Genomic DNA, 14,498 nt, shown 5'->3' with positions numbered 1-14,498 from the left:
ACACCCACCAGGGCCTCGATCAGCGTATCGCCGCGCTGGCAAGACCTGCCATTAAATGATGGTGATCGGAAGCGCATCTTCTCGACCCGCCTTCACTGCCAGATCCACCGTGGCACAATCAAGTCCCGACGGGCTACTTTGGAAAGGTAGCGCTCGGTTATCCAATGCGACGCACTGGAAGGACTTGTTGTCGGACTCGATGGTAACTTGTTTGGGTAGCGCACTGCTCCATACAACCTGGGCATTACCCACCTGCCCGCAGTTAAAGGCGCTTTGCCCGGCAACTGGCTGGGCCAGCACCAAAGAAGTGTCGTTCAAACAGAGCAAGGCAGCAGGTTTATCCGCTCCGACGACGCCCGCCGGGTTCCTCAATGCCATCGCCTTGGCCCGCGCAATTCCCTGTTGAAGAACACTGGCAGCATCACGCTGATGAGCACTGTTCAACCATCCCTGAGTCAAGGGAACGCCTGCCATCAAAAGAATACTCATCACAGCCAACGTAACCATTAGTTCGATCAGGGTGAAACCCTTGGCCTGTTTTACCATGATGTCACTCCTGGGCACCCGGTCGCGGTACGTTCGTTCTTGCTTGTCAATGTAAGTGTACAGGTGCTCAACTTGGCACTCTTGCCACGGGCAGATACCGTATAGGCCGTATCGGTGACTTGAGTGATCATGTATTCGAAATCCGCACCCTGAGCAGGCTGCCATTTGCCATTGAACAGCGCCTGTGTGGCAGCTGTGGTCGTTGTAACCGGCGCAGAGGAATATTTCAGGGTACGCTGCCGCACGTTCTCCATATTAAGTCCAAGCGCCACAAGGTCGCCCTGCGCTGTCTTGATCTGGCTGAGGGTGACATACGAGCTGTAGGACGGAACCGCGATAGCCGCCAGGATGCCGACTATGGCGACCACAATCAGAATTTCGATAAGTGTAAAACCGCCGCTGCGGCGAGTATCGATATGCTTATGCATGTGTTTGAACCTACGTCTCTTTAACGTCCATGCACGATAATTCCGAACAGTGTTCGGACTTTCCCTGAACCATTGATCGTTATACAGCCAACTACCAATACCTATTCAAATGCTGTGCCAGCTAAGCAAACTGTTGTTCTGCTTCAGGCTGGACACAGCATCAATAAAGGGCCAGAGCACCTTCAAACTTTATGCATATACGATAAGAGAAGCTGGTAAAGCGCCATGATGCAAGTCGTTGATGACAATATTCTGGCGCAAAGCTAGCGAAGCGGAAGACGCTGCCAGAAAACAGTCTAGCCAGAAGGACCCTTTCCTCAATCAAATACTTACTTCCAGCTTTAACTTTATTCATTAAGTAGCTGATTAATCTATATAAATTAAATAATCCTGGAAATTACTTTAACTTTTTAATCTGTGTTCTGAAATGAGGTATAGCTTTCAGGCCTCTCATCTGATAACGGTTTAATACGGCAAATACCTCATGCAGTGGCTTACGTAACGAAACCCTGCTCAGCAGCGTCTACACGGTAATATCGCTTTATTGGATGCTTAGCTAATGATCCAATAAACAGTTCAAACATTCAGGAACGCTTTTGTTGTCCATGTCGAACACCGAGTCCCAATCACAGCGACCTTTTGCAATTACGCTTGTAGTCGTTTCAACTGTCCTCTTTACTTTCCTTGCTTATCTGACCATCGGGATTCCACTTGCGGTCCTGCCCAAATATGTGCACGACCAGTTGGGGTTCAACTCGGTCGTCGCCGGACTCGTCATTAGCAGTCAATACCTCGCTACGCTTCTCTCACGATCCCATGCTGGTAAAGTCATCGATACCATAGGCGCCAAGCAAGCTGTCATTTATGGCATGGCTGGATGTGGCATCAGTGGGACGCTCATGCTGGCATCGACGCTTTTACAGAACGCACCCTCAATCAGCTTAGGGTGTTTGCTGGCAGGACGCCTTATCCTGGGCTGCTCGGAAAGTCTTGTAGGCACGGGAGCCATCAGTTGGGCGATTGGTCGTACCGGGGCGGCGCATACGGCCAAGGTGATTTCCTGGAATGGCATCGCCAGCTATGGGGCCTTGGCCGTTGGCGCACCCTTGGGCGTCATGCTGGTCAATGGTCTGGGCCTATGGAGCATGGGTGTCAGCATTCTTTTGCTTGCCCTGCTAGGCTTCTACCTGGCCAGACCTAAACCTGCCATTGCAATTGTGCCTGGTAAACGCATGCCCTTTCTCAATGTGCTGGGGCGGGTTGCTCCGTATGGCATGGGCCTTGCCCTAGGCGGAATCGGGTTTGGAACCATCGCAACCTTCATCACACTCTTCTACAGCAGCCGTCATTGGGACAACGCAGCCTTTTGCCTAAGCGTATTCGGCTTTTTCTTCATCTGTGCACGCCTCTTGTTTGCCAATGCCATCAATCGACTAGGCGGATTTCGGGTAGCGATTGTCTGCCTGACCGTTGAGACGTTCGGATTACTGATGCTCTGGCAGGCCTCGACACCCTTCCTTGCGCTTGCAGGCGCAGCCCTGACCGGATTTGGCTTTTCCCTGGTATTTCCTGCACTGGGTGTCGAGGCCGTCCGGCTGGTGCCAGCCGCGAACCGAGGCTCGGCGCTGGGCGCCTACTCAGTTTTCATTGATCTCTCATTAGGTATCACGGGTCCATTGATTGGGGCCATTGCAGCGAACTTTGGCTATTCCATCATGTTCCTAAGCGCAGCCCTGGCGTCGTTAATGGGCTTGGCATTGAGTATCACGCTGCTAAAACGGAATCCTAACGTCTGAGCCGGGAGGCCTTACCTACTGATGAACGCTTCAGAATCCGTTGCCATTACCTTGCGTATCGCCTCAATCGTCGTTTTCAGCTTTTTGACGTTTCTGGCCATTGGTCTACCGCTTGCCATCCTGCCCGGATATGTCCATGACACCCTGGGCTTTGGGTCGGTCATGGCAGGCCTGACCATCAGCATCCAATACATCGCCACCCTGTTTACGCGCCCGATTGCAGGCAAGATTGCTGATAGCATCGGCCCCAAGAAAGGCGTAATCGCAGGGCTGTTTGGCTGCGGCATCTGTGGCATCCTGACTTTCATCTCAACTCTGCTACAGGACTTTCAGGTTGCAAGCCTGGTGCTGCTTATCATAGGGCGAGTCTTTCTAGGATGCGCCCAGGCACTGATTGGTACAGGCTCGCTGAGCTGGGGCATGGGCAGTGTTGGGATGCAGCACGTCAGCAAGGTGATTTCCTGGAACGGGATCGCAGCCTACGGCGCCTTGGCCATTGGTGCTCCGCTAGGCGTTGCCATGGTAAGCAGCCTGGGACTCTGGAGCCTGGGTGTAAGCATTGTTTTACTGGCCGCCATCGGCTTGGCCCTGGCCTGGAATAAAGAGCCAGCTCCTGTCATTCCTGGCGAGCGCCTCCCCTTTCTTCGCGTCTTCTGGCGCATCAGTCCTTATGGATTGGGTCTACTGTTAAGCTCGATTGGCTTTGGCACCATCGCGACGTTCATTACGCTGTACTACGGCAGCCATGGCTGGCCTAACGCTGCCTATAGCCTAACCGCATTTGGTGCTGCGTTCATTTGCGCCCGTCTTTTATTTGCAGGAACAGTCAACCGCTTCGGCGGCTACCCCGTCGCCATTGCCTGCTTTATCGTGGAAACACTAGGTCTGCTGCTTCTGTGGCTAGCCGTTTCACCCGGCATGGCCATGGCAGGAGCCGCGTTAGCAGGCTTTGGCCTCTCGCTTGTTTATCCCGCCCTGGGTGTAGAGGCCATTGTAAAGGTCCCCGCCACTAACAGAAGCGCTGCGCTAGGTGCCTACTCACTGTGCCTAGACATGTCGCTCGGAATTACCGGCCCCGTAGCCGGCAGCATTGCCAATGCGTTTGGCTTCAACTCCATCTATCTCTTTGCTGCAATAATGTCTCTAGCCGGACTTCTGCTGTGCCTTTATCTTTTCAAACAGGCGCAGCGCGCTATGGAAACACCTAACGCCAGGCAGGATCGGCCAAGCTAGGCTTACAGATGAAAGTATCCAGCTGATACGTATGCCAGCTGGATACTTTCGTTCAGCACACACTAACAACCTATGGCGTAAAAGCTTCGGGCCAAGTTAGCAAGATATTATTAATAATGCCTCGCATTACACATCAAGCACTTACTGTAGAACCCGTGCTCATCATCGTGATGGCTTAACAAGCCTTCACAATGAATACACCCTCCATGCAGCCTTCCTTTTTTCCAGCGCAGCAGTTTTTGGAGGCGTGTTAACAGCCACGACAGACCTATCGACAAACTTACCAACCACATCATCAAGCTAATCAGCTTGGCAGTAATCGCTAGATCCAAAAGCACTAGCGCTTCAACGTTACCCGCCCAAACGAAAAGAACGATCGAAACAGCCTGGCCTACCAACAGCACCAATACAGGCATGGCAAAAAGTCTAAAACCCATAGAGCCCAACACGAATAAAAGACAATTAATGACTCCTTTGAAGATGCCTGGCCATACAAACAACCGGGACAATCTTATCGGGTAAGCCGAAACGTTGACTCAATGTCAATTTAACGGCCACCTATCCCAAAGCTGAAATGAATATCAGACTCAAAGCATTCAACGCTACGTCGATCCAGGAGAGCCCATTATACAATCACCAGACGCTATCAAATGGCCACTAGTCTAAAAGCTTTGCCGCTGGTGCCATAAGGAGCCAACAGAGCATGGCTCCCATATCCAAGTGATTAATAACAACCCCTTCCGCACTTAAGCCATTAATAAAGCTTACGCCTAGGCTGCTTGTTTTGAAAAAGCCCCTACATCAGGCACCCGCTTAATGCCCATGTTTTTTAGAAATGGAATTTTCTATATAAATTCATATCAGGGCTTCGTAATTTCATTAATGACCTGAAAAACGCCAGCTTATATTTCTTACTCTACGATCCAAACACTTGAAAAAGCGACAAGCGGTCCATACAACCCAAACAATTGATATTGTTTTTAACCCTCTCGACCCCATATCTGTAAAGCACGACTTAGAACTTCGGAAATTTATAACTAGCGCGCAAGTTAATTATAAAGCACGCTTCTGACCGTTTTGATGTCAGCTTACTGAGCAACTCTCAACTTCAGTTTTCAGGAATGATTGAACGTATCGATGGGCAAACTAAAATAGTCGGCTTATACGTATGGACATCAGTAATGTATACAAAAGACCGCAGCCCTAGTGCTGACTGTGAGGTTTCGAATGGCTAGAGGTATCAACAAGGTTATTCTCATTGGTAATGTAGGTGCCGATCCCGAAATCCGCTATACGCCCAATGGTAACCCCATCACCAATATCACCCTTGCAACCAGTGAAAGTTGGAAGGACAAGCAGAGTGGTCAGTTGCAAGAACGAACCGAGTGGCATCGGGTCGTTTTTTTTGGCCGGCTGGCCGAGATAGCCGCCGAATACCTTCGCAAAGGGTCACAGGTTTACGTAGAGGGTACGTTACGCACACGAAAGTGGCAGGGCCAAGACGGGCAAGACCGCTACATGACTGAAGTTATCGTCGACATAAGCGGTACCATGCAACTGCTTGGCGGCCGAGGGGATAACGAACCATCGAGTAACCAACAATCCGGCAAACAACCCTCTGGGCAAGCCCGTAGGCCTACACAGCCGCAGCCCTCAACCCAGCCGGCTCCAGACTACGACAGCTTCGATGATGATATTCCCTTCTAAAGGCGCTTAGGCGCCTTTTCTTCTGCCATGTGATGGCTGGCTCTCAGTTCTTCAGGGCATACGCACATCGCTTCTCAGGCGGTGAATGATGTGTCATTCACCTTTTGAGCTAATTTTTTTCGCCCGCTGTGCAGCGCTTTTAAATTTTTATGGTCATAGCTGGCAGATCAGCTTCATCACTTCGTTTTGTCGCCCAGCTGACTCACGCTTCCGCTCTATCTCTACTCAGCAAGGAATGCTTTATGACCCGCATACAACTTCGCCGTCGACTCATCTGGACAAGTTTTGCTTACGCACTGCTTTTTTATGCAGGGGTTATTTCTGTATTAGGCTTGGCTGATTTTGTATCCAGTTAGTGATAGTTAAGAGTTAACATTAGTCACACCTAGAGCCCCTTCTTCTTTCGTGCAATCCATTAGGCAAAGCCCTTATGAGAAGTTAGCTACGCAACTAACTTAACCTGTTCCACATATTTTTAAAAGACGCTGTTAATTGTCAAACAAGCACTAGCCAACTTCAAACGTTAAGAGTAAAAAGAGAGCGGCGCCAAAATGCCATCATCCTTAGCGTATTCATGGAGCGAAACGTTATGAACGAGTCGTCAAAAGTAGAGACCGGTAATTTGCTGAGCTGGCTATTTCTTGCCGCTTTCAGTATGACAGTATGGTGGGCGTATGATGGAGACTCCTGTCTTGAGCAGTGTAGGCCATCGGCTGACATGTCATTAGCGGCCAATGTCAACGACCAGCGCAGTGTTGACATGAGCCTGACGGCGAAAACAGATTTCGATGTTTCTCATCGTCGTTATCGCTAACCGTAAAACAAAGCTCCACTGCATGTGGAGCTTTGTTTTTAAAAGGCTTAATGATCGCTATCGCTATTTACAAGCAGCCTGATACGGTGCTTCTGATTCCAGCAAAAGGAAAGGGATTATTCGCCTTGCCGTCTCGCAGGACGACTTTAGTCCCATGCGAAGTCTTGTCAGCAATAACCAGTGCCGGAGCTGGCGAGGCCAACCCTTGAGGAACCAGGGCCTTGATACTACCTCCCTTCCTCTCAATAATAACTTTTGACTGATTGACAGACAGGTCTGTCATCAGGCACTCCATAAAGGCATCTGGATCTTTATTTGATCTTCCCGCTAGAGAAGGCTGTACCTTTTCAATATCGCCAACCCCAGCGCAACCTGTTAAAGCAAGGCTGATAACTACTACTAAACGCTTCATGCCTACCCCGGCTAAACCGCTCCATTGATTAAATACGAATCCAGAACCTCTGGAGCCGTCTCGATCAATTAACGTCAAGAAAGATGTTCGAATGAAAGCTGCATCAACAGTATTGGTGCGGCCGCGTCAGATTGGCTAAGTGTCACGGTAGTTCTTCAGGATCTTTGTCTGGCATCAGTCGATGCCAATCAACACCCAACCCTAGACACAACGGGACCAGCATCCACAGCCAGTAACTGTGCCTGAATCCAAAGAAAATACAGCCAAACGCCAATAGAAACGCCCACCCCTCTATCTGGAGATTGCGCTTCAGGTTGATCCATTTTCCCATATACACTCAGCCGCTCCAGACTATTCCGTACAGAGCGAACTACAACGTTAAACGTGTAAGGATACTCAAGATTTGAGTGATCGAAAACACAACCCGACACTCAGTACCGATTTCAAGATCGCTGGTTATCGATCAGGATAGCGCGCGTTTCTTTCAATACTCTCTGTTTTACACCAAATAAAGTACTGCTTAACCGACTATTGCGGCAGAGTTGTCGATGTGCAGGAAAGGCTTTGTATATCCCACCATCAAAGTTACGCATCGGCGCTTCAGAAATACAAATAATTCTTATTTATAATACAGACTAAATGCATAATTACGTCTGAAAGTAATTTGAGAGTATTTTAACGCGCTACCAATTAGCGTATTCAATAGCTCGAACTACCCTGAAATACCAGCAGCCCTAGCGCTTGCCTCTGAGTATTCATCGGTCAGTACAAGAGCCACGTCATCATCAGTCGAAGACATTTTTTGTATGGATCTGGGTCGCCCTTCTAGGTGCTTCATTAACTTCCTTGGAGGCCCAGAAGTCCAGCAATGTAAAACTGGTCAGCCAAAAGAAGCATTCAGTACCGAAATGGCTGAGCGCTTATAGCCTGTTTTCTCCAAACAAGCTCCATTTGAGTACTGCTTGCAGATCATCAGTGAGCAGAACACACGTTTGGCTAGTCGCACTAGCCAAGCAGGCAACACCAGACGGCACAACTATTCTCCAAGCCGTTTCAGCCTCAATGAGCCTACTTCCCAATGTTTATGACTCGATCGAATATGACCCGATCAACGACTTTACGCCCCTCGCCTTGTTAGGGACTACACTTATGCTCTTGCTGTAGGGCCAGCAGCTCCGCAGTCTATCCAGAGCGTGGTTGCCTATGTCGACTGGGTTAGCAAAAAACCACACTTCCGAGATGTAGGTATAGCCCTGTATGGGTCTCAAAGTCATCTGGCAGGCTTGATGTTGGGCTTCGAAGAAGAAATTGCTCTGCGCATGCAAACATACAGTCACACCACAGCTATTATCGACGACCTACTCGACGGAGGATTGGCCGCCACGATATTTGTATGCGGACAGGTTAACAGCCGTAGAGCAGAAGGAAAGGTACACGCTCTTACTGTAACCAGCAAAGATCGCCTTCCTAACTGGCCGGCCGTCAAAACCTTCACTGGGCAAGGTATGCCGATGGATATAAATGGCTGGATTGGATGGTTCGTGTCAGCTAATACACCAGACCCAACGATTTCCGACCTATTTAATAAAGTAGCCGGTATGCAGCAGACCCAGGACTATCAGGAATTGCAAAAGCGTTATCTGCTTACTCAGGTTTCTCTTTTACCCGAGTAGATTCAAACACCGCATTACTGATGAAAATGGTTATTCCGGTAAGCTCATAACAGGGTTAAGTATAAGCAAGCTGAGCAATAGCGCCTAAGCGTCACAACGGATAGATTCTGAACTTGACCAGCAACGCTTCGGCAGCCTGTTTGAGGGCCTATCTGCACAATCAGCAGGCACATAAGCTTAGACAACGTGAAGACCAGCTTGATACGAAAGCGAAACCCGACTCATCGGTCGGGTTTCAACAAGCTGAGTCAGCACTTATGAATACTCTCTTCGAAGCAGGCCTTATTACTGCGTGCTTCGTACCAGTGTATAAGGAGCTGCTTCCAAACATTATTTCTCTTGTGAAGGAATAAACTCAGCGACTGCCTGATCCGCCGCCCGAGCCGGATGAAGATCCGCCCGCCCCGCCAGTGCCGCCCATACCGCTGCCCGCACCTCCAGGTCCACCTGCCGCACCACCTTGCTCCTGCGGACTGACATCTCCGCCCCCTTGATCTTTGCCCCACGGTACACAGCCAGTCGCCAACAATGCCCCGAATAAGATACTCGTCACCCATGCTGCTCGTTTCATTTTGGATCCTCCTGTCTGGACTAAGTGGGACCCTCAACATGGCCAATAAGTGCAAGGCGAGAGGCTCTACGGCGTTTCTTTCCTAGGAGTCACTCTGGTGCTTGTCCTGGGCACTATCCATAAGCGTCAGAAGAGCTTCACTAATGAAATCAGCATTTGCTGCAAGCTCTTCAAGATGCTCCATGGCACGACCTGACACATCGGTTGACCCGCGCTGATCAATCCAAATTGCAAGCTCCTCAACCGCTGCGCCGAGCGCTAATTGGTTCCGATTCAAACGGGACAGTAACGCCACCATGATTTGTTGATCACCGTAAAGCATACCGGGCAGCCTCCTGAGCTTAGGAATGAAACTACACATCACTTGAACGTTATACCTAACCTACTCATACCCCGATATGATCAAAAGATCATGAATAGTTAAAGCATGAAAAGACAAGCTCATCATTAGGCTAGCAACCGCACAAAAGGTAGTGATGCATTCTTTGTAGCCTTTCGCCAGCAAACGCAGCCGTACTCTAAAGCCTGGCCTGAGTATTGCTAGAACACTGAGGCACTATTACTCAAGCTCTATTCTGTCAAAAAACCATCAAATTAAATTTTCGGCCGGTTTTGACGATAAGCAGACGTGCGCTCCGTTGTCCGTATTAGGTGTGAGCAATGAATATACTTTTTTATCTGTCCGGCTTTATCAGAAAAGCGCCGCTTTTCCTGTCATTTTTTGTTTTATTGACCGTCCAAACCGAAACTGCTAAGGCATCCGTAGAGTTGATAGGTCTGAATATGTCTGGAGCAGGGTTTGCAGGACAAGTGCTGCCTGGCGTAAACGGCCGTAACTACATTTTTCCTACAGAGCCTTACTTTCAGCAATGGAGCGCCAAAGGCATACGGCTGATTCGCTTTCCTATTCTTTGGGAACGCCTTCAGCCTACCCTAGGTGGGCCGCTGGATCCGACTTACGCTGCCTTGATAGATGGTACGTTTAATCTTGCCAATAAATATGGCATGAAGGTAATTCTGGACCTGCATAACTACATGCGTTATCGGGGACAGATTATTGGTACAAGTGGTGTGCCTTATCAGAGATATCAGGACATCATGGCCAGGATTGCACAGCGCTGGAGCACCCAACCATCGTTGTATGCTTACGACATCATGAACGAGCCTCATGATGCCCTAGCCTATTGGCCAACGGCCGCTCAATATGGGATTAATGGTGTTCGCAGTATAGATAATGTTCGCCCCATCATGATCGAAGGTAACGGATGGGCTGAGGCCACCCGCTGGGCATACTGGAATGATCCGCTGCTCAAACTGCAGGATCCTGCAAATAATATTATTTTCGAAGCACATACTTACTTTGATGAGGGAGCTGGCGGCACATACGACGCTGTCGACGTTAGCACCCTAAGCCCAACATATGGTGTTGAGCGTGTTAAGCCCTTTATAGAATGGCTGAAGAAAAACGGCAGACGGGGCTTTATTGGAGAATTCGGCGTTCCAGATAACGACCCCCGCTGGCTCACTATTATGGACAACATGCTGGCTTACCTAAGACAGAACTGCATTCCAGCAACTTACTGGGCAGCAGGTCCTGGCTGGGGAACATATAACCTGTCAGTAGAACCCGTTGGCGGACAAGACCGCCCTCAGTGGGCGACACTGAAAAAATATATCGATAATACAAGCTGCTCTTCCTATGGACCTGCAGTAACACCTGTTACAGCTCTGCCATCAGGAGCAGGAGTCATTACCCCGTCGACACCTAATACAGCTATACCAAAAGCCACACCTACAAATACGGCTCCTGTTTCAAATATCTCTGTGTCACTATCCGGGTTTGATGCACTAAACTATATAGCATCGTATCCGGACTTAGCGGCTGCTTTTGGTACAGACGTTCAAGCTGCAACGCAGCACTATATCAATACTGGATACAAGGAAGGACGGGTTGTGTCATTCAACCCTCTAAGCTATATAGCTTCAAACCCTGATCTAATTACAGCCTTTGGTGCAGACACCAATGCTGCGGCCAGACATTATATCCTTTATGGATATAGGGAAGGCAGAACGGTATCCTTTAATGCTCTATCTTATATCGCAAGCTATCCTGATCTTATAAGAAACTTTGGAACTAACGTTACTGCGGCGACCAAGCACTATATATTGCATGGATACAAAGAATCTAGGAAATTATCTTTCAACGCAGATAAGTATTTGGCAAATTACGCAGATCTTCGTGCCGCATATGGCTCTAACAATTACCTAGCAACACTGCATTACATTAATAATGGCTATAAGGAAGGACGTACACCCTGACGCTTATATGTATTTCGAATCGCACGAAACGATTCGCGTGACGATTCGAAATCCAAAAAATTTATACATATTTCAAAACAGCTTCTAGTCAGCCATGACCTTCGATAATCCACTTTTAACTAAGCCAGCCACTTATTTCAGCTGTAATGCACTAGGTTTTAACTCTCACTGATCAGCATCACTGAAAACCAGGCAAAACTAGCGGCAAAATTAGGATAAAATAGACTCACGTCTAAGCCTGTACAGGCGGACCCGATTGATTTCCTGCAATATAATTAGCGCTGCGGACTGATAACGCTGATCCCTGGCGATCACAAAGACCTTTTTGAAATAACCCCTTAACGGCATGAGTTTGGGCATGGATTTACCTATACTCATGGACCAATAAAAAGCCGTTTTCTCGCCATTGAGCCAGCGGTCCAAAGCGCTGCGTTGGCCCTTCCCTTGCTAGCGATGCCCTAATTTGTCAGCCCTCGGCATTGCATAGATAATCACTTATCGCATATACAATGCCAAAGACAACCAATGCTCCCCCGGTCCTCTATCTGCAGCACATGCTGAAGAAAGCAAGCCGGTGGAAAGCTTTCCAAGCTTGTACAGCCGCAATCAATTTTTATCCCCCGCAGCCTGGTGAACTGAGATTATAAATCATCTAGACTCTTTCACACCTCTCGGACAGTCTTTATACTCCGAAAAAAACTATACATCCCTCAGCAAATAATAAGGATATGAAATGAAAATACCCAACTTCAAAAGTTTATAGATTTTATAACTCCCCATTTCTTTTAATTAATAAAGAATAAGCAAACAGCCAGATGACTTTAATAACGTATTTTAAAATTTGGCTTTTCAACACTTTCTTGATGCTAGTCATGCTTTGATCGGAAGTCCTCATGCTTACTAACGAATCTTATTTAGGGCACGACAAAAAAGTGCTAAGGTCATCTACTGCAATTTCGGTACTTGTAGCAATAAGTTTTTTCGCAATAGCATTCATGTTATTTTTTATGCGAAATTCAGAGCCACTCCTCAATCCGACTGTGTTTGCTGAAGATGGTGTTTGGACAGGTATGGGAATGGAGCATGGATGGCTACAAACTGCATGGAATGCAAGGCCTGATTATAAGGTCGTCCTAAATGTCGCTATGCTTTGGCTAGCTGCAAAAACAAGCTATATTTTTACAGGAAGCCACATAGAAGAATTGGCTTTCTTTATAGCTATATTTTCATATGCTTTTTTTGCCGCTATCGCTACTCTTGGCTACCTTGCTACGCAAGGTATTATCAGCCACCCATTGAGAATCGTGCTTTACATTCTAATTGTAATGGCTCCAGTGGGTCTGCATGGAAATGAAATATTTGGAAGGATTCTCCAAATAGGGTTCTTTTTGCCACTGGCTTCTATTTTTCTTCTGATGATAAGAGACCAAACGCTTGGAGTTATCGGCACTATTACTATCGATGCGATTTTAGTTTTGTTCGTGATAACAAACCCAGTCGTTGCGTTACTGGTATTTCTATACGCAGCGCTTTACTTCCTAAAAAACAGGAACCTCCTCGCCACTATTAAAAAGCTTAGCACCACTATGCTTGATTTCTCTAACCTACATTATCGCGGTAAAGGACAACGTTCGACCAGGCTCGTCGCTGCCTATAGCGTGGGACCAAAATCATGCTGTAGAGGCGATTGTAGCAAGGAGTGTGCTCTACCCATTCGTTCATTTAATTTATAGAAACATGACCGATGTTACTTCTATAGTTTTACTGGTTGTATTTATTACACTTATTGCATGTGCACTTTACCTTTCCCGCAGGAACGGTAAGTGGTTTATACTCGCATTCTCAGCTGCATCGCTGTTCATCTACGTCGCGCTAACATTCAAGATGCGCGGGGGACTGACGACGCTGCTAAACGGATACAACTCGACGTTCCCTGACCGTTATTTTGTCGGAATAAACTTGATTGCGATGCTTTGCTTTGTTCTGGCACTCTCGATTATTATCGAAAGCGCAGGTAGGAATGTGCGCATTGCATGCTATTCATTATTGGCACTGATTGTTTTTTCCTATGTTTGGAAAGCAAGCTCAATATTCGAAAGAGGCAGGCCGACGATGGTAATTTACCAAGACAAATCATTTGGAGACCGACTGTGAGCTGCTAAAAAAACTATGGATGGACTTTATTCTCAAGTGCTAATAGAACCGGCAGGATGGTCAATGAAGATACCAAATGGAGAGCTTCATTTAACCAGATGCCCGTAGCTAGAATAGGCCACGATCAGGCAACCAGAATATACCAAGGTGGCGATATTAACATTTTCACCTTGGCATATACTTATTTCTAGCAATGTGAGTCACATCCTGCCATTTAAAACCAAAAGAATTACTTTAGAAATGCGCATCACTACTAGCCACTTTATTATGCACATAAACAGCGAAACCCGATGACTTCTCTCTGTATTCTTATTAGCGTAGCCAGATCAATAAGTTGAATTTACAAAAATTTTCACTTTTCTCTAGATAACAAACTTCGCAATATCAAAAATTAATATTCAGATTCCTGACTGGCTAGCTGGATGCCTTGCATCAACACAGTATTTATTCCAATAGAGCCGATCAAAGATCGTTTCTTTGGTACCTAAAATACTCGTATTGTCAGGAGCCTCGACCCATATATTATTTATAACTAATGTATTTTCTTTAACTGACACTGACGAAACATACCTCATGAAACGTGGAGCAGTTTCCCTGACGCCTACCCCGCTTAAGCGTCCACATACATATCCGTCCCCAGTCCCGCTACTCAATGAGCCTAAAAAGTAGGTATACCCAAATTTTGCTGACTTTGGGTCTTTCAGCTCTTTCTTGACTAACGCCTGACTTTTTTCAATAGCATCCTTCTCGGTTGGACTACATCCAGCCAAGCACACAAAAGCAATAGCAATTAACAGGACGTTTCTCTTCATGACTGGTCTCTTCAAACCGCTCAAAGGCTAAAT

Annotated in this window: 13 protein-coding genes and 1 pseudogene; 7 read left to right on the top strand and 7 right to left on the bottom strand. The window is 47.5% G+C overall.

Annotated elements, in window-relative coordinates:
- Positions 1-51: 51 nt before the first annotated feature.
- Positions 52-546: a pilus assembly FimT family protein gene (locus tag PLU01S_RS12945; protein ID WP_010798396.1), complete on the bottom strand. Its 495-nt coding sequence runs from the start codon at positions 544-546 to the stop codon at positions 52-54.
- Positions 540-974: a type IV pilin protein gene (locus tag PLU01S_RS26325; protein WP_074826642.1), complete on the bottom strand. Its 435-nt coding sequence runs from the start codon at positions 972-974 to the stop codon at positions 540-542. Before PLU01S_RS26325 ends, PLU01S_RS12945 begins: the two co-directional genes overlap by 7 nt.
- A gap of 605 nt (positions 975-1,579) precedes the next feature.
- On the opposite strand from PLU01S_RS26325, the gene PLU01S_RS12935 reads away from it, so the two are divergent.
- From PLU01S_RS12935 to PLU01S_RS12915, 4 genes are all read left to right on the top strand, one after another.
- Positions 1,580-2,770 (top strand): MFS transporter, encoded by a 1,191-nt coding sequence (locus tag PLU01S_RS12935; RefSeq protein ID WP_074826645.1) that lies wholly within the window; start codon positions 1,580-1,582, stop codon positions 2,768-2,770.
- A 21-nt stretch (positions 2,771-2,791) separates the two neighbouring features.
- A complete protein-coding gene (locus tag PLU01S_RS12930; protein WP_010798400.1) occupies positions 2,792-4,003 on the top strand; it encodes an MFS transporter in 1,212 nt (403 codons plus the stop codon).
- Between the two features lie 1,227 nt (positions 4,004-5,230).
- Complete coding sequence (gene ssb, locus PLU01S_RS12920) at positions 5,231-5,710, top strand: single-stranded DNA-binding protein (RefSeq protein ID WP_074826648.1); 480 nt, start codon at positions 5,231-5,233, stop codon at positions 5,708-5,710.
- Between the two features lie 589 nt (positions 5,711-6,299).
- Positions 6,300-6,524, top strand: a complete 225-nt coding sequence (locus PLU01S_RS12915; RefSeq protein WP_074826650.1) for a hypothetical protein — start codon at positions 6,300-6,302, stop codon at positions 6,522-6,524.
- A gap of 67 nt (positions 6,525-6,591) precedes the next feature.
- Here the strand turns inward: PLU01S_RS12915 and PLU01S_RS12910 are convergent, their stop codons facing one another.
- Both PLU01S_RS12910 and PLU01S_RS12905 read right to left on the bottom strand, forming a co-directional pair.
- On the bottom strand, positions 6,592-6,936 hold the full coding sequence (locus PLU01S_RS12910; RefSeq protein WP_074826654.1) for a hypothetical protein: 345 nt from the start codon (positions 6,934-6,936) through the stop codon (positions 6,592-6,594).
- Positions 6,937-7,078: 142 nt separating this feature from the next.
- Positions 7,079-7,273, bottom strand: a complete 195-nt coding sequence (locus tag PLU01S_RS12905; protein ID WP_037030278.1) for a hypothetical protein — start codon at positions 7,271-7,273, stop codon at positions 7,079-7,081.
- A gap of 817 nt (positions 7,274-8,090) precedes the next feature.
- Here PLU01S_RS12905 and PLU01S_RS12900 point away from each other — a divergent pair.
- Positions 8,091-8,609 (top strand): annotated as a pseudogene (locus tag PLU01S_RS12900) (tripartite tricarboxylate transporter substrate-binding protein); the annotation flags it as partial.
- Positions 8,610-8,964: 355 nt separating this feature from the next.
- On the opposite strand, the gene PLU01S_RS25990 reads toward PLU01S_RS12900, so the two are convergent.
- Both PLU01S_RS25990 and PLU01S_RS12890 read right to left on the bottom strand, forming a co-directional pair.
- On the bottom strand, positions 8,965-9,180 hold the full coding sequence (locus PLU01S_RS25990) for a hypothetical protein (protein WP_125888442.1): 216 nt from the start codon (positions 9,178-9,180) through the stop codon (positions 8,965-8,967).
- Positions 9,181-9,262: 82 nt separating this feature from the next.
- Entirely contained in the window at positions 9,263-9,502 is a 240-nt protein-coding gene (locus PLU01S_RS12890) for a hypothetical protein (RefSeq protein WP_074826660.1), read from the bottom strand.
- Positions 9,503-9,840: 338 nt separating this feature from the next.
- Here PLU01S_RS12890 and PLU01S_RS26170 point away from each other — a divergent pair, with 338 nt between their 5' ends.
- Both PLU01S_RS26170 and PLU01S_RS12880 read left to right on the top strand, forming a co-directional pair.
- Complete coding sequence (locus PLU01S_RS26170) at positions 9,841-11,499, top strand: glycoside hydrolase family 5 protein (RefSeq protein WP_083397926.1); 1,659 nt, start codon at positions 9,841-9,843, stop codon at positions 11,497-11,499.
- Between the two features lie 893 nt (positions 11,500-12,392).
- Complete coding sequence (locus PLU01S_RS12880) at positions 12,393-13,232, top strand: hypothetical protein (RefSeq protein WP_074826661.1); 840 nt, start codon at positions 12,393-12,395, stop codon at positions 13,230-13,232.
- Between the two features lie 819 nt (positions 13,233-14,051).
- Here PLU01S_RS12880 and PLU01S_RS12870 read toward each other — a convergent pair.
- Complete coding sequence (locus tag PLU01S_RS12870; RefSeq protein WP_010798416.1) at positions 14,052-14,465, bottom strand: hypothetical protein; 414 nt, start codon at positions 14,463-14,465, stop codon at positions 14,052-14,054.
- Positions 14,466-14,498: the final 33 nt, after the last annotated feature.

It is taken from the genome of Pseudomonas luteola NBRC 103146 (assembly GCF_002091675.1).
Classification (GTDB): domain Bacteria; phylum Pseudomonadota; class Gammaproteobacteria; order Pseudomonadales; family Pseudomonadaceae; genus Chryseomonas; species Chryseomonas luteola.
The sequence above is the reverse complement of the archived record's forward strand: the minus strand, read 5'-3'. Positions and strand labels throughout refer to the sequence as shown.